The organism is Leptospira sanjuanensis (assembly GCF_022267375.1).
GTDB classification, from domain to species: Bacteria; Spirochaetota; Leptospiria; order Leptospirales; family Leptospiraceae; genus Leptospira; species Leptospira sanjuanensis.
In genome coordinates, this window is the sequence record NZ_JAIZBH010000001.1 from 1,066,661 (window position 1) to 1,091,030 (window position 24,370).

General features: G+C 40.3%; 19 protein-coding genes and 1 pseudogene. 7 read left to right on the forward strand and 13 right to left on the reverse strand.

Annotated features, from left to right (window positions below; all coding sequences use genetic code 11):
- The first annotated feature begins 67 nt into the window (after window positions 1-67).
- From LFX17_RS04820 to LFX17_RS04830, 3 genes are all read left to right on the forward strand, one after another.
- Complete coding sequence (locus tag LFX17_RS04820; protein ID WP_319941230.1) at window positions 68-973, forward strand: LIC10906 family membrane protein; 906 nt, start codon at window positions 68-70, stop codon at window positions 971-973.
- A 159-nt stretch (window positions 974-1,132) separates the two neighbouring features.
- Window positions 1,133-1,666, forward strand: coding sequence for a hypothetical protein (locus tag LFX17_RS04825; RefSeq protein ID WP_238745373.1), 534 nt, complete (start codon window positions 1,133-1,135; stop codon window positions 1,664-1,666).
- Window positions 1,667-1,876: 210 nt separating this feature from the next.
- Entirely contained in the window at window positions 1,877-2,314 is a 438-nt protein-coding gene (locus LFX17_RS04830; RefSeq protein WP_238729286.1) for a MaoC family dehydratase, read from the forward strand.
- A 233-nt stretch (window positions 2,315-2,547) separates the two neighbouring features.
- Here LFX17_RS04830 and LFX17_RS04835 read toward each other — a convergent pair whose 3' ends face one another.
- From LFX17_RS04835 to LFX17_RS04845, 3 genes are read right to left on the reverse strand one after another with little or no spacing between them, the layout of a single operon-like run.
- Entirely contained in the window at window positions 2,548-3,018 is a 471-nt protein-coding gene (locus LFX17_RS04835) for an SRPBCC family protein (protein ID WP_238745374.1), read from the reverse strand.
- Between the two features lie 51 nt (window positions 3,019-3,069).
- Entirely contained in the window at window positions 3,070-3,546 is a 477-nt protein-coding gene (locus tag LFX17_RS04840) for an SRPBCC family protein (protein ID WP_319941231.1), read from the reverse strand.
- Window positions 3,506-3,883 carry an ArsR/SmtB family transcription factor gene (locus LFX17_RS04845; RefSeq protein ID WP_238729288.1) on the reverse strand — a complete coding sequence of 126 codons (378 nt, stop codon included), beginning with the start codon at window positions 3,881-3,883 and terminating at the stop codon, window positions 3,506-3,508. The genes LFX17_RS04840 and LFX17_RS04845 overlap by 41 nt, the downstream gene beginning before the upstream one ends.
- 147 nt (window positions 3,884-4,030) lie before the next feature.
- On the opposite strand from LFX17_RS04845, the gene tnpA reads away from it, so the two are divergent.
- The 3 genes from tnpA to tnpC are packed head-to-tail and all read left to right on the forward strand — an operon-like array spanning window position 4,031 to window position 6,277.
- Window positions 4,031-4,318 (forward strand): IS66 family insertion sequence element accessory protein TnpA, encoded by a 288-nt coding sequence (gene tnpA, locus LFX17_RS04850; protein ID WP_118966454.1) that lies wholly within the window; start codon window positions 4,031-4,033, stop codon window positions 4,316-4,318.
- On the forward strand, window positions 4,309-4,656 hold the full coding sequence (gene tnpB / locus LFX17_RS04855) for an IS66 family insertion sequence element accessory protein TnpB (protein WP_118966397.1): 348 nt from the start codon (window positions 4,309-4,311) through the stop codon (window positions 4,654-4,656). The genes tnpA and tnpB overlap by 10 nt, the downstream gene beginning before the upstream one ends.
- A gap of 43 nt (window positions 4,657-4,699) precedes the next feature.
- Window positions 4,700-6,277 (forward strand): IS66 family transposase, encoded by a 1,578-nt coding sequence (gene tnpC, locus LFX17_RS04860; RefSeq protein WP_118966396.1) that lies wholly within the window; start codon window positions 4,700-4,702, stop codon window positions 6,275-6,277.
- 78 nt (window positions 6,278-6,355) lie between these two features.
- Here tnpC and LFX17_RS21095 read toward each other — a convergent pair.
- The 10 genes and pseudogenes from LFX17_RS21095 to LFX17_RS04905 all read right to left on the reverse strand — a co-directional run.
- A pseudogene (locus LFX17_RS21095) lies at window positions 6,356-6,826 on the reverse strand (transposase); the annotation flags it as partial.
- Window positions 6,827-6,961: 135 nt separating this feature from the next.
- Window positions 6,962-7,657 carry a hypothetical protein gene (locus LFX17_RS04865; protein WP_238729289.1) on the reverse strand — a complete coding sequence of 232 codons (696 nt, stop codon included), beginning with the start codon at window positions 7,655-7,657 and terminating at the stop codon, window positions 6,962-6,964.
- Window position 7,658: 1 nt separating this feature from the next.
- Window positions 7,659-8,354, reverse strand: a complete 696-nt coding sequence (locus LFX17_RS04870; protein ID WP_406600478.1) for an MORN repeat-containing protein — start codon at window positions 8,352-8,354, stop codon at window positions 7,659-7,661.
- Between the two features lie 2 nt (window positions 8,355-8,356).
- Window positions 8,357-11,284 carry an efflux RND transporter permease subunit gene (locus LFX17_RS20850; protein ID WP_238729290.1) on the reverse strand — a complete coding sequence of 976 codons (2,928 nt, stop codon included), beginning with the start codon at window positions 11,282-11,284 and terminating at the stop codon, window positions 8,357-8,359.
- Window positions 11,281-14,370 carry an efflux RND transporter permease subunit gene (locus LFX17_RS04880; RefSeq protein ID WP_238729291.1) on the reverse strand — a complete coding sequence of 1,030 codons (3,090 nt, stop codon included), beginning with the start codon at window positions 14,368-14,370 and terminating at the stop codon, window positions 11,281-11,283. The genes LFX17_RS20850 and LFX17_RS04880 overlap by 4 nt, the downstream gene beginning before the upstream one ends.
- The gene (locus LFX17_RS04885) at window positions 14,367-15,848 is read right to left on the reverse strand and encodes an efflux RND transporter periplasmic adaptor subunit (protein WP_238729292.1); all 1,482 of its coding nucleotides are present in this window, start codon (window positions 15,846-15,848) and stop codon (window positions 14,367-14,369) included. The genes LFX17_RS04880 and LFX17_RS04885 overlap by 4 nt, the downstream gene beginning before the upstream one ends.
- Window positions 15,849-15,897: 49 nt before the next feature.
- Window positions 15,898-16,518 (reverse strand): tetratricopeptide repeat protein, encoded by a 621-nt coding sequence (locus LFX17_RS04890; RefSeq protein WP_238729293.1) that lies wholly within the window; start codon window positions 16,516-16,518, stop codon window positions 15,898-15,900.
- Window positions 16,508-17,233 (reverse strand): lipoprotein, encoded by a 726-nt coding sequence (locus tag LFX17_RS04895; protein WP_238729294.1) that lies wholly within the window; start codon window positions 17,231-17,233, stop codon window positions 16,508-16,510. Before LFX17_RS04895 ends, LFX17_RS04890 begins: the two co-directional genes overlap by 11 nt.
- A gap of 32 nt (window positions 17,234-17,265) precedes the next feature.
- Window positions 17,266-19,083, reverse strand: coding sequence for an Ig-like domain-containing protein (locus LFX17_RS04900; protein ID WP_238729295.1), 1,818 nt, complete (start codon window positions 19,081-19,083; stop codon window positions 17,266-17,268).
- Window positions 19,084-19,095: 12 nt separating this feature from the next.
- Complete coding sequence (locus LFX17_RS04905) at window positions 19,096-20,634, reverse strand: TolC family protein (RefSeq protein ID WP_406600479.1); 1,539 nt, start codon at window positions 20,632-20,634, stop codon at window positions 19,096-19,098.
- Between the two features lie 523 nt (window positions 20,635-21,157).
- Here LFX17_RS04905 and LFX17_RS04910 point away from each other — a divergent pair.
- Window positions 21,158-24,343, forward strand: a complete 3,186-nt coding sequence (locus LFX17_RS04910; protein WP_238729296.1) for an Lcl domain-containing protein — start codon at window positions 21,158-21,160, stop codon at window positions 24,341-24,343.
- Window positions 24,344-24,370 lie beyond the last annotated feature (27 nt).

The window sequence follows — 24,370 nt, forward strand, 5'->3', positions numbered from 1 at the left end:
CGCTTTGTTAAATGTTCGGTTTATAAAAAGAACTATACTAAATAATAATCCAATATAGATTTTGGCCGTGGGTCTCAGTAATTTATTGTCAATAGTGACGGGATTGCTTCACTTTTTATTCGGCGTTTATACGTTCCGATTAAAGGGGAATCGTATTGTTCAGAATTATTTTCTACTTTTAAATTTTGAATTATCCTTATGGTTACTGATTCAAGGCTTTCGAGTCTTGGTTCCGCTTGAATACCGCAATTTGGCGCTCAATCTGAATTTTATACCGATATTGTTCGTTCCATTTACCCTGTATGTTCTTTGCAAAAAATTGGAAAACTCGGAAAGCAGGATTCCTATTTGGGCCTCCTTGATCGCCTTTGTTGGGTTAGGTTATTTTGTCTTCAACTGCGTAACGCAAAGAATGGCGAATATGAAGGATCAAGAAAAATTCGTTTATGAGATAAACGTAAATTATCATTTATACGTTTTATATCTGATATTTTGGACCGGACTTTCAATTTTCGAAGTCTCGCACAAGATGCTCAGAAAGAGAGGTGATTTTAGAGTCAGGCTGTTTTTTTTCCTGATTGGAGCAATTTTAGCCTTACATAGTACCACTTTCTTCGTATATGTTCTTCCGCTTTTCGGAATCTTTAAGCCGTGGTTGTCGTCCATCGGACTTCTTATTTCTTGTCTCTTTTGGGGAATCGCAATATTGCATTTCGATGCCTTCGAAATTAAAGCGAAAATTATCGGCGGCGCCGACGTTCCTTTGATCCATAAGGCCGCGTCTTGGAGTTTCTTGAGAATTTTAGCTAGGCTTGATCCGATGCGCTTTATTCAAAAAAGTTCGAAAGAAAAAGCTGCGATTACGAAGGAAATACTGATTCAAGATTATGATCTGACTTCCAAATCGGGTGAGTTGTCCGTCGATAAACGAGCGGAACTACTTTCCAAAAAGTTCGGAAAGTATTTTAAATAATTTTCGAACTTTGACCTTCTTCGCGCTCCTTTCGATATCGATTTACTCTTAGCTAGAATCCGTCAAGATGTTCGATCGTTGATGTTGCCTTATTTAAGCTTGAAAAATACGATTTCTCTAATAGTATGTACTGGTTGTATAGATTTCGATGTAGATAAAATGATATATTCGTTTAAATCCCTTCTCTTTCTTTCATTCATCATTTTTGCGTTCACGAGTTCCGTAAATGGAGAAGAAAATAAAAGTTCCGAAACCAACTCAGCTCCCGGTAAATTCGGAATCGGAATCAGTTTATTCGGACCAACCGGCTTGACCGGCAAGTATTGGATGGACGACAAAAAATCTCTCGAAGCGGGACTCGGATTTAGCGCGTTCGGTAACGGAAGATTTCACTTTCATGGAGTTTTTCTTTATAACTTCGCTTCTTTAAACGAATCGGTCGGTTTTTATGGCGGCATCGGCGGGGTGGTGGAAGAAAAACATTATCGGGAAAAAGAAAGAGTAGGACGTGGCAGATTTATTGAGACCGAGGGTTATGAAACTTCTTTCGGCGCTCGCTTGCCGGTCGGTTTGTCTTGGAGATCGCAGGATAAGAAATTCGAGTTATCCGGAGAAGTCTATCTCAATGTTTTTTTTCTCGGAAGGGGAGGTGCCGATCTCGGTCTGGTTTTTGCCGGTAGAATTTATCTTTAGTTAAGACGTCCGATTTATTTCGACAGAAATACTGCGATTTCATTTCGATGGATCCTTTCGAATATCTCTTTCCAACCTATCCTAAACGATCACAGGATTAAAAATTTTTTTGGATTGAAATAGTTTTATATAAAATCATAAGCTATATGAAAACGTTTCCATAATTGGAATGGAAAGAGCCGCCGTTGATTATCTTGAATAGGAGAAGCCATGAAATATTTCGAAGATTTGCAAGTGGGAGAAACTTTTGAGTTGGGGAGTTATACCTTATCGAAGGATGAAATTTTGGAATTTGCCGCGAAATACGATCCGCAACCGTTTCATATCGACGAAGAGAAGGCGAAAGAGTCCATATACGGAGCTTTGATCGCTTCCGGTTGGCAGACGACGGCCGTTTATATGAAGTTATTTGTCGAAAATCTAATGAATCGAGCGCATGGAATGGGGTCTCCCGGTTTGGAGGAATTGAAATGGAAACGTCCCGTTTTTGCCGGCGACACCTTGCGGGGAAGATTTAGTATATTAGAAAAAAGTAAATTTAGAGCTAATTTGGGACTCGTAATGGGAAAGAACGAGCTGGTTAATCAAAACGAAGAAGTGGTTATGACCTTCAAAGGGAAGATGCTGTTCTTAAAAAGAGAAATCTAAGATTCGTGTCGTTGCTAAGAAACGGAGATCCGAAGTTTTAAAAAGAAATTTTGCGGAGTTTTGTCGAGATTTTCCGTACTTAAGAAAATCTCGGTTCGCTTCTAAATATTGAGAACGTTGTCCGCAATTCGGTCGGCTTAATTTGAAAAATAATTGAAATCAAAATTATGCCCTTGGGCTAGTCATTCGTAAAATGCGCGGTTGTCGTTTAACGATCCGCGCGAAATCGGAAATCAATTCATATCGTCGATCTTGATGTCATCGGGTGCGGGTTGGCCTTTTCCGTTTTCTATCAAACTCTTAAGACTCAAAAGAAAGACCGCCCATTTCATACTACAATGTGCGGTGAACTCACTTTCGGTTTTCCAGTCTTGATGTCGAAAGTGAACGAGGGTCATCGCTGCTCCATCGGGCGCGGTACCTGCGCGTAGATCGAAATCAACATGCGAACCGACCCAATCCTCCGGTCCGTTGACACATTCCCATAACACCCGAGCCGGAGTCGATTCTTGAACTTTCATATCAAAGAAACCTTTTTCACCAAACGTAAAACGAATCGAATCTCCGACCGCCGAAACTCCTCCTGAAAACGCGCCTTCCACTTGTCTTGTCCACCAATTCGCAAGACCGGCTTGAGTCGTTAACGCTTGAGTTACTTCGTTTGCTCCGGCTCGAATGCCGACTTTGTGGTAAATTCCATTCATACTATTCTCCTTTTTGTTTTCTCTTCCGGCCTCGCCGATAAAGACTTTGTTTTACTCTTCGCTTACGTGCCACGTTTCGAGCCCGTTTAGAATGTTCGTCCATCCGCCGTGATGCATTTCGATTTCTTTTCGATCCGCTAATCGTTCGTGAGTCAGCGTTACGAGAGTTTGCGGTTTGTTTTTTGCGCCGTTCGTGCCGGTGATCGTCACGGAAGGCAACGCGGTGAATGTAACGGTGACTAACGTTTCCCGATGGCCTGTCGCGTGCGAGCGCCATGTGAAAACGAGTTTTGTGGGTTCGTCGATCGTTATATATTCCCCTTCGTGCGGTAAGACTTTACCGTCGAGAGTCATGTCGATGCGGAATTTTCCGCCGGGTCGAGGATCGATCGTTACCGATTCGATTCCGATTTCTTCTCCGGATAGGAACCAACTTGAAAATTCTTTTTCTTGTAACCAAGCTCGAAAGAGTCGAGAAGGTTCCGCGTTAATTTTTTTTTCTATTTTTAGGACGGGTGTGGTCATCATCTTGCTCCTCAATGAATGCTTCTAATTTATCCAATTTGTTACTCCAGAATTCTTGATGATAGGTAAGCCAGGCGAATGCTTCCGAAAGAGAACGATTTTGCAGTTCCAAACGAATGCTACGGCCGTCTTCCGGCGTGCGCACCTTGCGAACAAGTCCCGCAGCGGCCAGAACATCGATATGCTTTGCAACCCCCGCAAAGGACATCGAGAAGGGCTCCGCAAGCTCCGAGATGGTGAGCGAGCCTTTTCGCAAACGTACCAGCATTTGACGTCTCGAATGATCGGAGAGTGCTGCAAATACCCGGTCGAGTTTCTGTTCTTTTTTTAATTCAACCATTTGGTTGAATATATGGCAGCTCGTTTTTTTGTCAATTGTTAAACTATTTGGTTGAATACTTGTTTTGGTGAATTACGATTTTTTTTAAGTAAGCGCCTAAACAACCGCACCTTTTTCTAATCGTATAAATGTTGTAAACTGTCTTTGATGAAAAAAACGAAAATAGATTGGCCCAAAGAGTTTGATGACTTTTCAAAGAGTGGACTTTCCCAGCCTCAGTATTGTAAAGAAAGACACCTCAAATACACGACGTTTCGATATCATTGGGAGAGACGTTCTAAGCATTCAGAGAAGAACGACTTTGTAGAAATTCCTCCTTCCTCGACAAATTCTCAGTCATTGGTAGAAGCCGAATTTTTGACCCTAAAGATAGATACGTCGGGGAAGGCATCGCTCCAAGTAAACGTTCAGTTTAGTTTAGGACGATGGAGTTAAATCCCGGAAACAGAAAAGTGTATCTTCGACCTGGGGCGACGGATTTAAGGAAATCGATCAATACGCTCTCTGTAATCGTAGAAGGAAAGATGAAAAAAGATCCGTATTCGGCGAGCGTCTTTCTCTTCTGCAATCGCAAGAAAGATAAACTGAAGATGCTCTACTGGGATAAGAGCGGGTTTTGCCTTTGGCAGAAGAGACTGGAAGAGAGTAAATTCCCGTGGCCGAACTCAGAGGAGGAAGTGCATAAAATACCCGTTGAAAGGTTTCATTGGCTATTGAATGGGATCGATTTTTTCAAAGAGCACAAGAAACTAAAATACAAGAATGTCAGTTGAAAATGTTTGACTCAAGAAAAGAAAGTATTAAGACTGAATCCGAATGTCTTTGGATCTAAACTCTCTTCCTGATGATGTAGAAGAACTAAAAAGAATCATTATATTAGAGAATAATAAATATCAGGAAGAATTACGACTCCAAAAACAGAAAGAATCCGAACATTTGGATCAGATCGAGAGATTGAAGATCCAGCTTTTCGGGAGAAAGACTGAGAAATGGAGTCAGATCGAAAAAGATCAAGGATTTCTTTTTAACGAAATAGAAAGCTCCTTGCAAGAAGATTCTCCTGAACCCGAAGAAGAAAGTCTTTTTAGTCCTGTTAAAAGCCATACAAGAAAGAAGACGGGAAGAAAACCTTTCCCGGACTACTTTCCAAGAATCGAAATCCTACATGATATTCCTGAAATTGATAAAACCTGTTCTTGTGGTCACGAGCTTACTCGTATCGGAGAAGACAAGTCCGAGAAGTTAGATATTATCCCGGCTAAAATACAAGTCGAAGTTCATATTCGCCCTAAGTATGCGTGTAAGCATTGTGAAGGAACTTCTGATGAAACTCTACCTGTCGTAAGAATCGCGCCGGTTCCCCATCAGATCGCTGAGAAGAGTATGCTTTCTTCCGGATTCTTAGCTCACACGCTTACTCAAAAGTTTGCGGATGCTCTTCCGTTTTACAGACAAGCCGGGATTCTCCAGAGATCGGGAGTGGATATTTCAAGGAGCACCCTTTCCAATACCGCAATTCAAGTTTTTGAAAAACTTTCTCCGATGATCGAGGATGTGAGAAGGGAACTTTTCAAATCGAAGTATTTGCAGATCGATGAGACGATTCTTCAAGTGTTAAACGAAGAAGGAAAGTTGAATACATCCAAATCGTATATGTGGGTGATCCGAGGGTTCATCAGAGAAAAGCCCGTTGTTCTCTATCATTATGAGCCGAGTCGGAGCGCTAAGTTTTTAGAAGAATGGATCCAGGGATTTGAAGGAATCATCCAAACGGACGGTTTTGAATCTTACGATTCTTTGTTGAAAGTTAAATCTAAGATTCTTCACGCGGGATGTTGGAATCATGCGAGGAGGAGATTTTTCGAAATTCTAAAAATCGATTCTAAGAATGTGCAAGCAGAATGGATCGTAAAGAAAATCGGTAAGCTTTATACAATCGAGTCAAAAGCTAAGGTAGAAAGTTTAAGTTCTGAAGAACATCTGAAACTCAGGCAATCCGAATCTAAGCCTATCGTTGATGAGATTCGTTCTTGGATGAACAAACGGATCGTCGAAGTTGCTCCCAAATCTTCTATGGGAAAAGCGCTCTCTTATCTTTCTGGCCAGTGGGAAAAACTGCTTCTCTTTTTGGATCATCCGGAATTGCAATTAGATACGAATCTCGTTGAGAACGACATTCGTCCTTTTGTGATCGGTAGAAAAAACTGGCTCTTCTCCGGTTGTCCACAAGGGGCAACTGCGAGCGCGGGATTCTATTCGTTAATTCAAAATGCAAAGATCTCAGGTATCGATCCTTACGCTTATTTACGAGATCTTTTTAAGTCTTGGGAAACGATACCGAGAAGTCTTTCTTGCGAGGATCTGCCAAAAAACGGTGGGCTTGTGGTTCGTTAGGCGGTTACTTTTTTAATGAGAAATGGATGCTGATTTTCTTTTGGATACTGTCTTAAAAGTTTCGCACAATTTAATTTCGAGAGGTCGGATTCTCCATTTGTCGATTTGAACAAAGACTTTTTGATTGAGTTTGCCGATCGTTGACGGTGAGATCTTGGTTCCCCAAAGACTTTCGTGATGTCCTCGACTCTTCGAACCGAACCCCCCGCAAGATACATCTCCATGAGAGCTTCTTCTACGGAACTCTCCCTGCGTTTGTATCTTTCGATGATTGCCGACTCGAACGTAATTGTCCTAAGTTTCGGAACTTTTAACTTTACTTTTCCAGCTTTTGTTTCGAAGTTTCTATTATACGAACCCGCTAGTGTATCTCTACTCGATCCGGATTCCTTTCATACTTGGAGGCTTGGTAGAGTTTGTCTGCGTCTAAGAGAGCGTTCAGTGTTTCTTCCAGTATCTCCTCTTACGAGTTCGCTCAAGTCTTTCCCCGAGTTGAGCCTCATCCGCTTGGATTACTTTCAGGTGCGATTTTTCTTCTTCTGCCCTCATGGGGGTTCTCCTTCTTCTTGAATTTGTTTGGTCACAATCTCAATCGGCAAGGAGAGCCTTCTCGTTTATTCGTAAATGTGCGAAAAAGTTAGGAAATTATCGCTTCTTTTTTTGCTTTTAATATTCCTGATTCTTTCAAAGAGGGCGATAACTCCAAAAGAAAAATAAGAATATAGCGAATAAAGGTAGGAACCAAGTTAAGAAACTTCGGCCTATATTTTGCTCGAATACGGTTTTCGACATTCTAATAAAGCTGATCGTTTGCAGAAAGATTCCCGCAATTAAAAATAAGCTTACAAATCCTAAAAACAGAATCATATAATAAATATCTCTCTTAGCTGAACTCGGCATTATCGTAAAAAAGAATAAAATCGGAAAAAGAGATAGGAGAATATATACGTTACTCGAAACAACTAACGAAACACATTTTCGGAAATTTACGTTTTTTTCTCCGAAAACTCTAACGGTTAAAAAAGTTCCGATACTAAAATAGAGTTCGAAAACGATCAAAAAGAACGCGAAGAAAAATATATTGTAGGGGAATGCATTTAGTAGATACAAAAAGACAGAAATCTTTCCTTCTACAAGATAACCTCTCATAATCTGAGAATACTCCACCAAGTAAGAGAGATTAAACATTGAGAGAATAAGATTAACAACTATATAGAGTGCGATAAAGCTGATGTGTGTTTTGATCGTAGATCTAAAAAAAGCACTTCCGTCGATTTCGTTAATTCGGTTAGGGAAAAGATGAAATTCAACGGTTTTCCTTATTTCCCTTTTAAATATGTTATCCGCTAGGAATTCTTTAAATTTATCCAGTAACTTCATTTTATTTTCCTTCTTGACTTTCCCTATCGTTCTTCCAATTACCTTTGAATATTATTTTTCCAAGAGAATCTTTAAAGATTCCAAAACCGTTTCTTTTACCCGCTCGCCAAGAGCCGATATAAATGTTTCCATCCGGATAGATAAAGGCGCCGCTCCCGTCGTAAATTCGACCTTCTTTATAAACTCCGTTTAGCTTTGTTCCATCGGCTAAGATTAAAGTGCCTGCACCGTCCGGTTCGTCATCATTCCATTGTGCGCTCAGGATTGTTCCATCCTGCCAAACGAACATGCCTAATCCGTGTTTTTTATTATTAACAAAAGAACCTGAATAAGCTGAGCCATCGGGATATCGATATTGCCCTCTTCCGTGTTTGACGCCATGTCGCCACTCGCCTTTATAGAAATGCCCGTCATCGTTTTTAAATAATCCATACCCGTCCGGATGGGAATTCTTTACATAGCCTTCGTAATATGCCCCATTTCTGTATTGCATTTTTGCAAAGCCGTTTTCACAATCTCCGGCAAGGCATTTATATTTCGTATAGTTTAAAATTGCTGTTACTACTATAAATAAGATCAATAAAGAAAGAGTTATTGCGGAATATTTACCAATTTTTGTGCTGACAAACTTAAGGAATCTTCCTGGAAGTTTGAAAAAGGCGGTTTTTAATTTTAAAATTATTTTTTTGGAAATCAATTTTATTTCCTCCAATATCGGGAAAATCGTAAGGTATTCGACGCTCTTTTGAAAAGAAGATTAAGTATGCTATTGTATTCCATATCAAAGGAAAATAATGCAAACTTGGATAGAAAAAGTGCACATAGGAAAAATCCGATCACATTTTTTAGCAGCAATAGTTCAGGATTTGCGAATAATAAAAACGGAATATAGAGCATGAATGCGATATAAAAAAGTTTCAGATCTAATTTTTCTCTATTTGTGTTTTCTTTACCTGTCAACTTGGTGATTGCTTCAAGCATGAGCGATACAAGTACGACAGCACTTCCGATGTGCAGACTTATATCATAAGTTTTAAAGATTATCAAATAAAGCGATAAAAAAATAGAATACGCAAATATTACGGATAAGAAATGCCCGCTGGCTTTTGTTAATGATTCCGTAAAGGCTACTAAAAGAAAGAAGCAGATTGAAATTAACAATATTATATGGGTCGTAAATACCGTTTTTGATTTTGACAGCTTTTCAATCCGATCGTTCAATTCTATCCTTTCATTTAAGTTTAATATGTTCTTTGCGGTGTTTTTGACGTTTTGGAGAAGCGAAATGGCTGAATAGGAATCGGTTCGTATTGATAACGAAAGACTTGGGCGTTTATTTTTTCTAAAAAGTTTTATCGGTGAAGCGCTTTCCTTCTGACTGTATAAATTACCTATCGGCGAGAACTGGCCGATATTGTTTTTAATTAAAAAACGATTTAATTGTTTTTCCGATTCCCTATATTCTTTTGAAGCGCGAATGCGAATATCCAGTTCGTTATTATTTTCGTTAAATTTGCTAACAACGGAGCCCTGTAATATTGTACGTAAAAAAGATCCTATCTCGGAATTCGGAACCAAAGAATTCTTGCTATTCAGATCTAGTTGTAATTCATTGCGAGGAGGTTTGAAGTTCAGGATTACTTCGTGTATTCCGGGTAAATTAGTGATCGCGTTTGCAACCTGAGGGACGGTTTTGTTTAGAGTAGAGTGGTCTGAACCGATAACATCCAAGGAGATCTCTTTCATTCTCCCTAATTCGGATTCTTTCGTGAAATAACAATAAGCAGGATTTTGTTTTCCGACTGATTCGTTTAGAGAAGGAATGATATTCTCTTTAAAAAAGATATTTTTATCGTAGTTGATGATTAGAAATGCGTGGCCCGATTCGATTTGGGATATGACATCTTTTGTTTTTCGATTCTCAATCAATTTTGATTCAATATTCCGAACGATTTTATCCGTATAAGAAAAGCTCGAATCGGATGGAAGTTCTATGTAGCCGTATATCCGATCGTCTTCGATATTGAAATAAACTTCCTTAGGAGATCGAATGTATAGTATAGCAGCCGTTAACACCGCTAAAAGAAAAGCTAATAATAACGTTACATTTTTGTTTTGTCCTAACCGGGTCTTGGAATTATCTTCTTCGTTATTTTTCCTCGTTCGTTTTACAGGAATTGTTTTGAATTCTATAGTGTTATGGTCTTCGGAATTTTTAGACGGTGATTTGATGTATTGATAAGATAGATATAGAAAAAATACGCCGAGAGATGTAAGTAACGACAATCGTAATAAGTTGGTGCCGATCGTTGGGTTTAGAATAATCGTTGGAATAAAAAGGCAAGGAAAACTAAGGAGAAGAAATAAAAACAAGCTTCGCTGCGTTGTCTTATTAAATTCTAATTCTTTTAATTTTGAATACAATAATGTCCAGAATGCGAACGAAAGATAAATCGAAAGGATACTTAATAAATCGAAGTCGATTTTGAAAACGAAATGAACGAAAACGAAAATTAGAAATATAAATATCAGTTGGAATATTGTTGTTGCAAAGATTCCGACCGCTTGTTCCCCGAGTTGTCGACGAATAGAGACGAAGAAAAAGATCACGGTAAGTAGAACGATTGAGACTGCATTTATATAGGCGCTTTTTATGTTCTCGGCTTGGTTAAAAATGATTTCGATTTGCCGGTCCTGTTCGTTTATTTTTTTTGCTGCATTTTTTATATCCGAGGATATTTGTAAAATATTTGCGTCGTGTTTTTTGTAAACATATACCCCAATGTTTTCGTTTCCATTGACTCTGTAAGCATTGTCTTCGTCGCGGTATGAGCTTTCTATTTTTGCAAGATCTCCGAGTCTAACGATTTTGCCCATGTCTAAACTGGTTATTGGTAAATCGACTAAGTCTTCAATCGTAGAGAATTTTCCTCTAAGCCTGACTTGGTATAGACCGTTTTTTTCCTCGATGGACGCTACCGTTGAGGATAGATTATTAAAATGGATCGCATTATAGAGATCAGTTAAACTCAGATTGTAGACATTTAATTTTTGCATGTCGAAAGAAATTAAGATTTCTTTTACTTTACCCCCGGATACCGTTACTTTGCTGATACCTTCTATTGCCTCCAAGGTCTTTTTTAATACTGTGTCCGCATATGTCCTAAGTTCTCCCATTGATTTGGGATCGGTTACTTTCAAAGAGACGACGGCAATGGGCATTTCGGTCGGATCAAAGTTTAAGACTTTCGGTTTTCTTACATCTTTGGGAAATCTACCGACGGTACTTTCGATCTTTTCTTTTATCTCCAAGGTCTTCAGGTCTAAATTCGTACGGCTTTCGAAATCCAATCGGATTAAAGCCTTTCCTTTTTCCGACTGAGAACGAATTTCCGTTATTCCGCCGATCGTCGAAATTTGATCTTCAAGTGGAATCGTGATCGTTTTTTCGACCGTATCTGAATCTGCTCCCGGATATTCAACGACGATGGAGAGTGCCGGGTTTTTTATAATGGGAAACAATGAAAAATTGACTAAGAATACGGATATTATCCCGAATAGCATTAAAGCACTTACGAGCATTTGGATCGTAATTTTGGAAGGGTATTGAATTGAATTCGTAGTCACGATAGTTTTTCTACTTTTCTATTTTTTAATAATAAAAAGAACAGAATAGGAAGCAGGAATAGACTGAAAAAGAAGGAGGAAAACAAACCTACGATTACAACGATAGCCATCGGCGATTGAAATTCGGCCCCTTTTTGAAATTCAAGAGCAACGGGTACCAAACCTAAAATCGTCGTTAAATTATTCATTAAAATTGGACGAAAGACAATCTTTCCGCTTTCGATAATCGCTTTAGCAAAGTCACCACTTTCCTTAAAAGAGATAATCAGATATTCGAAATAAAGAGACGCATTGTCGACTACGACGCCTAACAGAAGAACCAATCCTAAAAACGCGCTGATATTGAAACTTTTACCGAATAGAAAAAGCGCAGGGAAAATTCCGATAAACATGAGCGGGATAGTACAGATCATTACAGCGGCAAGTTTTAACGATTGAAATTGACTGCTTAAAAGCATATAAATCAATAAAGAAGCTAAGATGAATGCGAAGAGAAGTTCATTATACGATTTTTCTATGTTTTCCGATTCTCCTCCGATTTTAATAAAATAGCCCGTCGGCAATTTCGTATTTTCGATAATTTTTTTGATTTTTTCCGTTGTGCCTCGCGGATCTAAGTTGCCTTGGACCATGTTGACTCGCGAATTGCCCGCTCTTCGGATAGAACTAGAAGAAATATTTTCTTTTATACTGGCGATTTGAGATAATCTTATGAATTCGCCCGAGGGAGTTTTAATATTCAGAGTTTGAAGTTTACTTAGATTGTCTATATCATTCCTTTTTACGAGAAGGCGAATGTTAAGATCTTCGTCCTGGTATTTAATTCGCGAAATGTCGGCACCGTAGCTTGCAACTTTTATGTATTGTGAAATATAATCGTTGGTTAGTTTTAGAGAACTTGCTTTGATAGTATCGAATTCAATTAGATATTCATGTTTTTTGGTTTCTAACGTGTTTCGTAAATCCGTTGCAACGTTTTCTTTCCTCAATTTTAAGGTAAGATTCTTTCCAATGTCAGAGAGAGTTCTTAAATCCTCGCCGTGAATTTCCAAATTGAGCTGACTATTGTGGGGATCGAGAATCTTACCGATGACATCCCCGTTTCCTTCGAAATTGATTCGGATATCCTCAGCAAACGAAATTTTCTTTCGAACTCCTTCAATAGTCTCTTTCGTCGATTTTGATGCGTTTTGACGGAGTAACACTCTTATTTTGGCCATATTGGCGCCGGATCCTCCGTTTATTTTTGATATAATATCGTCGCCATCCGATCCAATTTTAGCGATAACGCTTTTTATATTTTTGTCGGCAAGAAGAACCTGCTCGACGGTCTCTACTAAATTGGTTGTGCTCAGTAAAGTGCTATTCTGACTGTTTTCAATGTTGATCGTAAATTCTCCATTGTCCACCGCTGGCATAAATTCGGTGGGAAGAAAAAATAAAAATTGGGCGGATAAGACAAGTCCGAAAAATAAACCGAAAACTAATTTTTTGGGATTTTCTAAATACGATCTTAACTTCACCTCATAGGATATCAATGCGGATTCGTACAGGTGTGCCGATCGTTGGAAAAGGCGACTGCTCTGAAGTTGTGATCCGAATTCGCTTTCGTCTAGGAGGACGTAAAGAGTCGGGATGATCGTGATCGATGCGAGTAAACTGATCGATATGGAAACTACGATTGCAATCGCCATCTCGGTGAAAAGAATTCCGATGAAGCTTTTTATAAAAATAATGGGTAAAAAAACAATGATGGTAGTTAAGGTTGCCGATACTACAGAACCCATAACTTCCGAAGTTCCTTCGACCGAAGAATCATACGTGGATTTGCGTTTTTCTAAGTTTCGTTCGATGGAAGAAAATACAACGTTACTCGTATCGAACAACATTCCGATTCCGAGAGCTAAGCCACCTAAGGACATCATATTTAACGAGATATCAAAGATGTAAAAAAGAAGAAACGTTGCGAGTAATGAAAAAGGAATGATGATTAGAAGTATCAGCGGCGCTCTGAGACTTTGAATCAAAAGGAGAAGTACGATAAAAGCCAAGGCGGCTCCTATCACCAACGACCAGATTAAACCCCAAACGGAATCGCGTATAAAAATAGATTCGTCATATATGGATTGAGCCGATAATTTATCGGAAAATTTTAGATTGATGGATTCCAGCTCGTTTTGTACACGATCGGCAAGTTCTACCGAGTTTCTTCCAGATTCCTTATACAAGTAAATAACGATACAATCTTTCCCGTTATATCGGGCTAAGCCGCTTCGTTCTTTGAATGTTCTATAAACGCTCGCGACCGAACCTATCGGTATTGGAATACCTGTCGTGTTGGTTGTTATAACTGTGTCTTTAATATCATTTAGCGATTTATATTCCCCGACGGTCCGCAATAATAAATCTTTATTGCCGACTGGGAGGCTGCCCGCGGGCATATTTATATTTGCCGTTACGATGGACCGTTGGATTTCCGGAATCGATACGCCGTAGGTTGTCATCCTTTCCGGATCGATCTCGACTCTGATTTCCTTTTCGTAACCGCCCGAGATTTGAGCGTATGCAATACCGTCGATTCTTTCAAAGAACACTTTCACGTTTTCTTCCGTGAAAGATCTAAGCGATTTTGCATCGGTATCATTTTTCGGGGATATAACGATTTCTTGAAATGCCGATTGGGAGGGGTCGAATCTCGTAGCTAACGGTTTGCTCGCATCCTGCGGAAGTTGATCTCGTATCAGGTCGATCTTTTCACGAAGTTCAATGATTGCAAAGTCGATCGAAGTATTAAACGAGAATTGAACAGTTATGACGGAAATCCCTTCCAGCGATTCCGAGGTAACTTTTTCGATTCCTCCTACTGTTCCTATCGAATCTGTGAGAGGTTTTGTGATAAGATTTTCGATCTCTTCCGGAGACGCATTCGGATAGGTAGTTATGACCGAGACTCGAGGGAAGGCAATTTCAGGAAGAAGAGTAATTTTTGCGCTCTTTAAACCGATGATCCCGAAGATTGCGATGGCAATCCAAGTCATTAAAACCGTTACCGGTTTCGAGACACAAAACTTAACAATAGCTTTCATCTTTTATCAAAGATCGGATTTACCGGCATTCCGTCTCTAAGCTGCGAAATTCGTTCCAGTAAGATCGTATCTCCATCCGACAATCCTTCCGTGATGACGATTTTTCCTTCGCTTTGGGTTCCGAGTTTCACTTCATTTTTATAACTTTTTCCGTCCCGAACGACACAAACCGTTCCAGTCGTACCGTCCTCATTTAGCAAAACAGCCATACTCGGAATTCTAATGGTTGGCTTTTCCTTGCCGGTAGTAATGTTCGCCCGTATGAACATTCCCGGTTTAAGCTGTTTGTTCTTATTATCTACGATCGCTTTGATTTCAACGGTATGGCTTTTTTGATCAATCAATGGACTGACTAATTGTACGATTCCGGCAAATTCCTGTCCTTTATAGACGTCGGCGAAAAAAGTAACACGCATTCCTTTTTTAAGATCTATGGACTCGGATTCGGGAATGTTAAGGACCGCGTAGACTTGTTTTACATTGATGATCGATAAGACATGTTGACCTGGACCGGAACTAGCGAGTATTTCACCCTCGTTCTTGAATTGTTTAGACACGACACCTGTAAGCGGTGAAAATACTAAAGACTCCTTGAGCATCATTTTTGTGGAATTAACTTGCGCCTCGTGGGCTTTTAATACTCCCTCGGTAACTTCCCATTCCGCTTTTTCGATGAGACTATTTATCTCCGTCAAAATTTCGATTCTTTCTTCTTTCGTATCCGGAATCTTATAATTATTTCTTAATATATCCTTATCCGTTAAGCCGATGCTTCGGATTTCGACGTCTTTTTCAGCCAACTGGTAGGCGGTTTCCTTTGATTGCAGATTCAGCTTTGCATTTTCGAATTCTTCGCGGCTAAAACCGCCAGCATTGTATATTTCTTCGATTCCTGCGAACGTATTTTTCGATTTTTCATATTCCTGTTTGGCTTTTTCCAAAATTGATATGGATTTTTCGTATTCTTGGATTTTTCCGAGAACATTCCCTTTTGCTTTTATATACTTTTCGCGAGCTAATTTAACTTGCGAACGGGAGCTTTCCATAGTCGATTCCTGCTTGAGCAATTCCAATTCAAGCGGCAAGGTTTCCATTTTAAATAGTTTTTGGTTCTGAGAAATTTCCTCCCCCTCTTTAAAATAAGTCTTTTCAATTCTTCCCGAAACTTTGGAATAGACATCGACTTTTTCGATAAAATCTATCATGCCGGAGGCTTCCACTAGCGGAGTTATCGATTCGGTTTCCACGTTCATCGCCAAAACGGACAACTTTTGGCTTTGCTCTTCTTCTGTGTCATTTTCACTCTGCGACGGAAGCGCAAAAGATATCGGTTTGGTCATAAATGATGTAGTATTTTTTAATATTCTACTATTCGAATTTTTAGATATTCTAACTAAAAAAACAGAAACAATAAAGTAAATTAGAGCGATACCTAAGCTGTATTTGCCCGTTTTAGACGTTAAAAATTTGACGATCAAGTTATCATTCTCCTATTGAAAAATTTGTCCTTTCTCAATGGTCATTCCTTTAAGGTTCGGATTTTCCCAAAAGATCCAGATATTTCTGATTATGATATGCGGCTTTTTTTTCAAGTTTTGCTTTTCTATAAATATTTTCGAGCTGACGGTGAGAAAAGGCTAACATGCGGGTTTGAGCTATTATTTTTTGGTAAGCAAGAATTGCTTGGTCCGATTTTCCTGTTTCTTCCAATAACCGGGCGCTAATAAAAAGGATCTCCAAATTTTCGGAATCTTTAGAAAGGAATTTCTGTAGATTTTCCATAAGTTCTTTTTTGAGAGGAGTTCCCGCAAATTGTGCTTTAATTAACCAACCTAAAGCATTATAATCCGCGGAATCATCATCGGACAATTCCTGGAATATTTTCTCTGCTTCCTCGAATCTGCGGTTATAATATAGAAGCTTGCCTGTAACAAGTTTTACGTCTTTGTAATCCTCGTCTTGTTTGTAGAGTTCGCTAAAAATCTTCAATGCTTCTTCTCTTTGATTTGCGACGAATAGAGCGATTCCTCTTTGATACATGGAATCCATTTCCTTTTCGGAAAGCCCGCAATTTAAAAGGATTGTTGAATGACAAAGGATAATTATAAATGAAAGTTTCGTTTTAAAAAATACGCTTTTAGAATCCAAATTTCCACCACTCTTTATTTTCAATATTTTCCTGTTTTTTCATGATCTTATCCACCAAGCTGATGCTCGCTTGTCTTAAATCATCGGCTTCTGAAAAATTTTTCGATTCTTGTGCGTAAGAAACGGTACGGATTAATTTTCCAGTTTTATCGTAGACATCAATGAATATGAGTGTAGTAAAATTTCGGTCCAAAATGCTCCCGTTATCGGACATTCCGAACGATCCTTGGAGATAATAATCGAAATTGGTTTTTGTCGATAAGCTTTTAATTTCCGTTTCGGTAAGCATACGCTTGGTATCTTTTGCTGCGGCTGTAGTAGCGTCCGAATTCGGCTTTACTCCTTCCGGATTTGTCATAGCCTGCATTGCTTGAGTCGGAACCGGAGGAGAGACACTATCCTTCGCTTCTGGATTTTGGACGGTACTCGACGGAGTTTGCTGAGGAGCGGAGGTTGAATTCTTTGATGGATCGGATTCCGAACCGTCTTCCACCAATCCGTTCCCGCCTCGAATAATCTCGAACTTTAACAAGCTTATAAAATTCTTAATTCGAAATGGATCAAATCTGAAGTCTCTGTTTTCTAAATATCCGATTTGATAGTTCGCTTTTACTTTTTCGGCTTTTTCGGCGGCGCGCGCACTCCGATTAAAAACCATACAGCCGTTATACAGTATACACAGTAAAACGAATATTAAAATTTTATGAAGTTTCATATCGTATATTCCTAAATTATTATTTCTCGGCTTTACTGGCTTACCATGGAAAAACTAAATGGAGTCAAGGGTCTTCCCAATATATCCGTCGCCGAGCCGTTTACTTGAATCGTATAGACAGGGTAGTTGGGCGAGGTGGGAATGGCAGGATAAGGGATTGCTCCGTTATTTGCGTTGAAATCGAATTTTGCATTCGTTAAATTGAAATCCGCCGAACTTCCGAACCCATTAACTCCTCCACAACTCGATTCCATTTCCGAGAACGTCACATCTAAAACGCGGCAACCGAATGGGTATACGGCTTGGCAGTCACTCCAGTTCCAGCTTGATAAACGAATAACGGTAGAGGATCCCGATTCGCGAGATAAAGAAACCGCGCCAATCGTACTACCCAGGTTCATATAATTGTTGAAGACCAATCTAAAATCGTCTGTGGTCTTGTTGTTACAAGAGGCTGCATTATTGTTTCCTTCGTCCCCGCCTTCAAATCTATAACTGCTCGGTTGAAGAATCGGTAGACTGTTGTCCCACCAGCAAGAAGTCGAGGTCCAAGTTCCGCCCGCGGCGCTTCCTATTGCGGGGAATGTCGGGGAGCAACCGGGAGCCCCTACTTGGCTAACCAAGCCGACTGCTTGAACGACCGGATTCGGGTTGTTACCACCTGCGATAAAGCTTGCTGAAATAGGGGTTGTCAAAGTATTATTGTTCGCTGCAGTTGCAGAGGAAGCGACTGCGATCGTATATCGAACGCCAAACTCTAATTTCGAATCCGTGGTAAATGTCAGTGTCTGGTTTCCAGCCGTCCAAGTAAAATTCCCGCTTATCGGGGGGCTGATAGAAACTGCGTTTTGGGTTAAGACGGGATTCATCGGAGTATTGAAATTGATTACGAAAGATTGGGAGTTCGGATTCCCTAAGCAGCCGTTAACGACGTTTGCCGTCAAGATATCGACCGGCGCTCCTATGCCGGCTTGACATCCTGCTAGGGATCCTGTTGTTACAGTCATCGTATTTACGTTTGGTCCTGCGTTTGCGGTTCCAACAAAGAACGTCCCGATGGAGTTACCCCCCAACGCTATTCCATTCATGTCCTTTGCGCCTACGTTAAAGCTGATATTATATCTTTGATTCGCGTTCAAAGCGAAATCAGGTTGAATTGCAAGTGTGCTGCCGGAAGTCCAAGTATATGTAGCCGAAATCCCCGGGCTAATAGATAACGAAGTAAGAGTAGCGGACGTGTTCATCGGTCTTGAAAAGTTGATGACGATCGGATTTACGGTCGGATTGCCCATACAGGCATTGGTTACATTCGAACTAAAAAAATTGGTTTGGGTTGCCGTGCCGGCGTTACAAGCGATGCTATTTCCAGCCGCCAAGAACATTCCGTTCACGACAGGACTTTGTCCCGCGCTCGCAGCGTTTCCAATTGAAATCGAAGCACTAAACGGATCTTTAAGATCGAGTCCGGCCTTATCTTCGCAACTTTTCGTTACAGTATATGTATAAGTCCCCGGATTTAACGGATTTGACGGTGAGAACGTTAATACGGTGCCGTTCAGTTCGGTAAAAAAACCAACCGTTTGCGGAGACATGCTGAATGCGATTCTACAACTTTGCATATTCATTTCTCGGCTGAAACCCACGTCGAATTTCTGATCGGATGGTAGATTATCTGTTCCGGACCGAGGGCTGCTGAAGATCACTTCCGGCGGAGGATCTCCCCATAACGCGCCTAAGCCCAAGAGTTTTTCTCCCGTGTTTTGACAGTTTAGCCCGATTAAAGAAAAGAAAATTAGAATATATAAAAATGTTAATTTACCTTTCCAGACGTGTTCAAATTCTATTTTCATATTCTTTATTCCTTACCTTTTTGATTTCGTCGTTTCCTGATTTCTTATAAGATTCAAAAGTATCGAATTACCCGAACCTTTCGAATAATTGATTAATCTTCTTAGCCCGCCTTCATCCGTCGTTACCTGAGCGTATTCGTAACAATTGATCGCGTATGAAGCAAGGGCGTCGGTTAAATCCTCTTGGGATTTTATCATTTCAAGTTCGGAATTGATCTGATCTTCCTTTTTCGCGTGACCATGCGCGACTTTCGCAGCGGTCACTCTTCCTGATTCCACTTGAAGATTGATCCGAGAATTCGCTATGTTGATTAGTTCCCAAGATTGATTCAGTTTATCGACCGCTTTTTTGATCTCAAAACCGACTTGATTTTCCATATTGCGATAATTTAATAAAGCTTCGCTGAGTTGAATCTCGCCCTCAATCGCCTTTCTGGATTGGCTTAGATTGTCGAATAATCGTACTGAAGTGGAATTGTAGCTATTTGTTCCGGGGCCTACGGTTTGATTTCCGAAGCCCGGATATGTTTGAATTCCGTTTCCGTCCTTTTGTACGCCTGTGTTCCCGTTGGATTGAACAACGCTGCTCCCTAAAGGCATTACAAGATTAAAATTTACCCCATAGCTATCATGAGTAAATTGATTGTTATTTCCGTTTCTTCCTGCGTAACCGCCCAAATAAACTTTAGGCATATACTGATTGTCTAAGATTTCTTTTTCATTCTTGATTTTCTTTACGAGAACTTGCATTTTTTTCAGATCTTCGCGTCCATTTTTCGCTTTGGATATCAATTCGTCCATATTCATGGAAGAAGGGGGATTGATTACGAAGTCGTAAAATAAGTTTTCGTCCAACTCGACATTGGCATAATAATCCAGATTCATCACTTGTTTTAAATCCAATAACGCCTGATCGCTGTCGTTTTTGGCTTTCTGGACGTTGAATTCGGATTGTTTAACCTTACTTTCCAAATCCAAAAGCTGTACTTTAGTTATGAAACCTTGTCTAAACTCTACTTGTCCTTTTCGATACCCTTCTTGCGCTTTTTCTAATGCTTTTTTTTGTATAGATACCTTCCCTCTTGTCGCTAAGGTCTTAAAATAGGCTTTTTGTATTTCGAATCGCAGTTTTGAGAGGGTGATCTTGAAGTCCTGCTCATTTAGAAGTTCGGACAGTTTGGCAATTTCCAAATTTAAGTTCGCTTCTCCGCCATCGAAAACCAACTGTTGGACCGTCAACCGAATGTCGTTGTATATATTGTCCGTAGAATTCACGTTTTGATTTCGAAGTCCGTAATATTGAATTCCAAACTTAGGGAGAAATTCCCTCCATTTCTCCGTGATTACCATTTTAGAAACATCCTTTCGAGCTTCCAAAACCTTAAGAACTACGCTATTGCTTGATCCGATAAGAACCGCCTGATCCAACGTTATCTTCATCGGCGGCTGTTTTCCAATATCCGCCTGAGCACCGAGATGTTGGATAACGAAAAAAAATAAGAATAGAACGTACAGAAGTTCCACTTTGAATAATTTTTCGTTTTTTTTCATGTTGAGGATTCGTGCGCTCTAAGGTTCAAATATGGGTATTTACAATAACGTAATTATGGCGCATTTGCTTGAAGCTATACGTTTTAGGTCTAATTTTGTTAAACGAAATTGATACGTAATGATCGAATAGTTTTGCATAGCTTGTACGTCAAGTTGTAGTAACGATAGATTTCGAATGGAACGTAACGCTATATTCGCCATTTTTAAGTATTTAGAAGATTTCATTGGTCTTTTATTGATCATATTTTCGTTGTCTGTGACGGCTTCTTTTTATCCTATGTAATTTATTGATCTGTTTTAACGCTGCTTTTTGTCACATTCACTGTTTGCGTTAGAAACTTTTTCCAAAGGCTGCTTTATCGTATTCAATGTCTTGTTCGACATCTTTTGTCCTCTTTTTTTAGTAAATGTGATTTTTTTATTTGCATTTTATCTCAAAATCCATTCCCATCGCATTCGAGAGCTTTTTCAAGTTTTTTTTAAATGTTTTTCAAGTATGTAATTCGTTGAGGGGAGTAGTTTGATGATTTTGAGACATTCTTCTATATTGTTTCGATTTCTTCCATTGTTGATCGGCTTTTTCGTTTTTTGTAAGCCTCAAAGCACCGATTATTCCTTCTTATCATATTTAGGCGTTGCAAACCGTGGTAGTTATACGAACGGTGTTTTTTTTCCTTCCGATAATCCTTTTCATATCGGAGATTCTTCTTATTTAAACGGTCCTAACGGCGGCAATACAGGGAGTGTCGTTTCGGCCAACGGGGATAATTCAACGTTAGGTATTTCAACCAGAAACAATGGAATTCCGGATATCATCTTCTTATTTAATGAAAATGGTATTCCCTACGCGATCGATTCAAACGGCGACGGCTCGGCCGATTATTATATTTGTTATAAAAGTCAGAACGAATATTCTTTAATGACCGGATCGGGATGTACAGGAAATCAAGTCGTTGTCATTGCGGGCCAAGGATATGATACAAATGGCGATGGAATTTCAGATAACAACATTCTATCCCAAATTAACAACGATTCTCTTGCGCCCACTTCGGTTATTAGCCCGAATCCGGGAATTTACGGTTCCGCAGTTCCATTAACGATCGTTTGCAACGATAACGTCGCTCCCGGGAATATCGTTTATACTGTTGATTCTAGTACGCCGGCTTTTAGCCCGATTCAAGGAAGTGTTTCGAATCCGAAGCTAAAACAACTTACTTTGGGCGGTTTAGACGGTCTTTATTCCATCAAATACCGATGCCGCGATTTGGCAGGTAATATCGAATCCGTTCATACGGATAACTATGAAATCAATCATAACGTTCCTTCCGTAACGATATCGAATCAAAATTCTACCGGTGTCAGCACTCAAGCGAATACGATTAACGCTCTTTCCTTTAACTGGACTTCGAATTACACGGGGACTTATTCCATACGTTTGAATGCAAGTAATTGCCAAAGCGGTTCCGTTTTACAAACGGGGCCCGTTACCGCGAATGCCGCAAATCTTTTCAGTGTTTCAGCTAGTAATTTGAATTTAGGGGTAAATACGATTCATGTTTGCGCGAAGGCTGCCTTAACGGGTTATCAAACGTTAACCGTCGTTCGAGACGAATCTCAACCTTCTATTAGTTCGAGTCCGGGGGGAGGAAATTATGGAAGAGCTCAGAATGTTAGTTTTTCATGCACCGATAATAATCCTGCCGGTTGCGGAAAGATTGCTTATACTTTGGACGGATCGTCACCGAGTATAGATGGTAGCAACGGTACGGTTTTGACGGGAATTGAATATCAAAATCCAATTTCGATTCCTCTGAACACCGCCGTTACTCTAAAATTTATCGGAGTGGATTTGGCAGGAAACACCTCGCCATTACAAACCGCGAATTATTTTATCAATACATCCGTCGCAACCGTCACTACGAATTCTTTTTCGCCTGTGAGCCAACTTGTCAATGCGACCGCCGATCAAAGTGTTACATGGGTAAGCGATCAGAATGGCGTGTTTACATTTCGCTCCGGTTCGGACTGCAGTGTGGGTACGGTTTTAACCGGAACGAATAGCGCCGGGAACGTTACTGCCGGGGTTCCGATTACAACCACATTATTGAATTCTAATTTTGCACAAGGAGCGAATACGGTTTCGATCTGTGTGGCTAACGCGAGTCTGGATCCTGTTTACGGAAATACGTCTTTTAGCGTTACGAAAGATAATACTCGACCCACTGTGAGTTCCACAAATCCCGCGAATTTCAACGCCGGTAGTCCGGTTTCGATCATTCCGAATCCGGGTCGTATACAGATCGTTTTTAATAAGAATATGAACACTTCCTTCGGAGGAATTTCCACCGGTTCTCGAGTTGCGAATCTTTGTTATCCCGCGCCGACCAATCCTCCTTTGAGCGTTTTCGTTTTTGACGGCGCGAACTGGGATTGTATCGATTTTACCGCAACCTACACCTGGACCAGCGCGACGACGCTTCAAATCGATTTTTCTTGGGTTAACTTTCCTGAAAATGCAAAGATTATGTGGACTCTTTCCAAGGATGTGCTTCAAGATGCAGCCGGTAATTCGCCCTTAACCGATATTCAACAGAGTTTTCTGACCGGAATGCGGAATCAATTTTTTAGACCTCTTAAAACCGGTCAGTCGATTTGTTGGGACTCGAACGGGAACTTGATTCCATGCGCCGGCACTTTTCAGGACGGACAGACTCAGACGGGTGTGGCTCGTAATTACAATATTCAATATTATTCCGGTTTTCCCAACGATGCGGTAACCGAAGACGTCGTGACCGGATTAAAATGGAAAACCTGTGTCGAAGGTAAAAAATCGACATTGAGCGGCGGCATAACGCAGTGTGTTGATATCACCACTCCGATTCCCGCTGGAAGTTGCGCTCCATTAAATTCTTCTAATAATCCCGTAAAATTGGACTTTTGGGCCTTTTTTACTTTTCAGGATATGAGCAATGATGTCCATCCTTCCGGCGTGAATGGTTGCTCTTATTTGAATCAATGTAATTCGGGTTCCGGTTTCGGAGGAATTACGGATTGGAGGCTGCCGACTCAAAAAGAATTGGAAACGTTATCCGTTTTCGGTTCTTCTTCCGCCGGAGCCACTTTCCCTAATACGGCCTTTCCCGATTCGATCGCGAATTATTATTGGTCTTCCACGCTTCGAAGATCCAATCCTTTTTACGCTTGGGGTGTTAACTTCAATTATGGAGCTTCGGGTTCGTTCGTAAGATCGAATACGAATAACATCCGTTGTGTGTCGGGTTCGGGAGGGTCGAACCAAACACTTTCCGATCCGGGGGATCAGACAATCGTAGATTCCACTTCCAATTTAATTTGGCAAAAATGCAGCGCCGGTTTGTCGGGAAATACTTGCGCTACCGGCACGGCTACTAAGCCGAATTGGTCCACAGCTTTAAGTTACTGTAATAGCCTGAGCGGCGGCGGTCGCATTTGGAGACTTCCTACCGCAAAAGAGCTTAGCAGCATTGTGGATATAAGTTCTACAAGCAATACACTTGCAGCAAGTTCCGTTTATTTTCCAAATACGAAGAATTCTTATTATTGGACTTCGTCATCTTATGCACCGTCTGCCAGTAACGCTTGGACAGTGTTTTTTCAAACAGGCGAAATGACGCCTTTCTCTTCTAAATCGGGAACGGCCTACGTTAGGTGTGTTGCCAATGGACCGTAGTTTTTAAGGAATCATAACCGCAAAAAT

Coding starts and splice junctions, on each gene's coding strand:
- LFX17_RS04830 (WP_238729286.1), top strand. CDS start 1,877: ATGAAATATTTCGAAGATTTGCAAGTGGGAGAAACTTTTGAGTTGGGG.
- tnpA (WP_118966454.1), top strand. CDS start 4,031: ATGAAAAAAACGAAAATAGATTGGCCCAAAGAGTTTGATGACTTTTCA.
- LFX17_RS04905 (WP_406600479.1), bottom strand. CDS start 20,634: ATGAAAAAAAACGAAAAATTATTCAAAGTGGAACTTCTGTACGTTCTA.
- LFX17_RS04835 (WP_238745374.1), bottom strand. CDS start 3,018: ATGAATGGAATTTACCACAAAGTCGGCATTCGAGCCGGAGCAAACGAA.
- LFX17_RS04880 (WP_238729291.1), bottom strand. CDS start 14,370: ATGAAAGCTATTGTTAAGTTTTGTGTCTCGAAACCGGTAACGGTTTTA.
- LFX17_RS04900 (WP_238729295.1), bottom strand. CDS start 19,083: ATGAAAATAGAATTTGAACACGTCTGGAAAGGTAAATTAACATTTTTA.
- tnpC (WP_118966396.1), top strand. CDS start 4,700: ATGTCTTTGGATCTAAACTCTCTTCCTGATGATGTAGAAGAACTAAAA.
- tnpB (WP_118966397.1), top strand. CDS start 4,309: ATGGAGTTAAATCCCGGAAACAGAAAAGTGTATCTTCGACCTGGGGCG.
- LFX17_RS04845 (WP_238729288.1), bottom strand. CDS start 3,883: ATGGTTGAATTAAAAAAAGAACAGAAACTCGACCGGGTATTTGCAGCA.
- LFX17_RS04895 (WP_238729294.1), bottom strand. CDS start 17,233: ATGAAACTTCATAAAATTTTAATATTCGTTTTACTGTGTATACTGTAT.
- LFX17_RS04910 (WP_238729296.1), top strand. CDS start 21,158: ATGATTTTGAGACATTCTTCTATATTGTTTCGATTTCTTCCATTGTTG.
- LFX17_RS04825 (WP_238745373.1), top strand. CDS start 1,133: ATGATATATTCGTTTAAATCCCTTCTCTTTCTTTCATTCATCATTTTT.
- LFX17_RS04840 (WP_319941231.1), bottom strand. CDS start 3,546: ATGATGACCACACCCGTCCTAAAAATAGAAAAAAAAATTAACGCGGAA.
- LFX17_RS04865 (WP_238729289.1), bottom strand. CDS start 7,657: ATGAAGTTACTGGATAAATTTAAAGAATTCCTAGCGGATAACATATTT.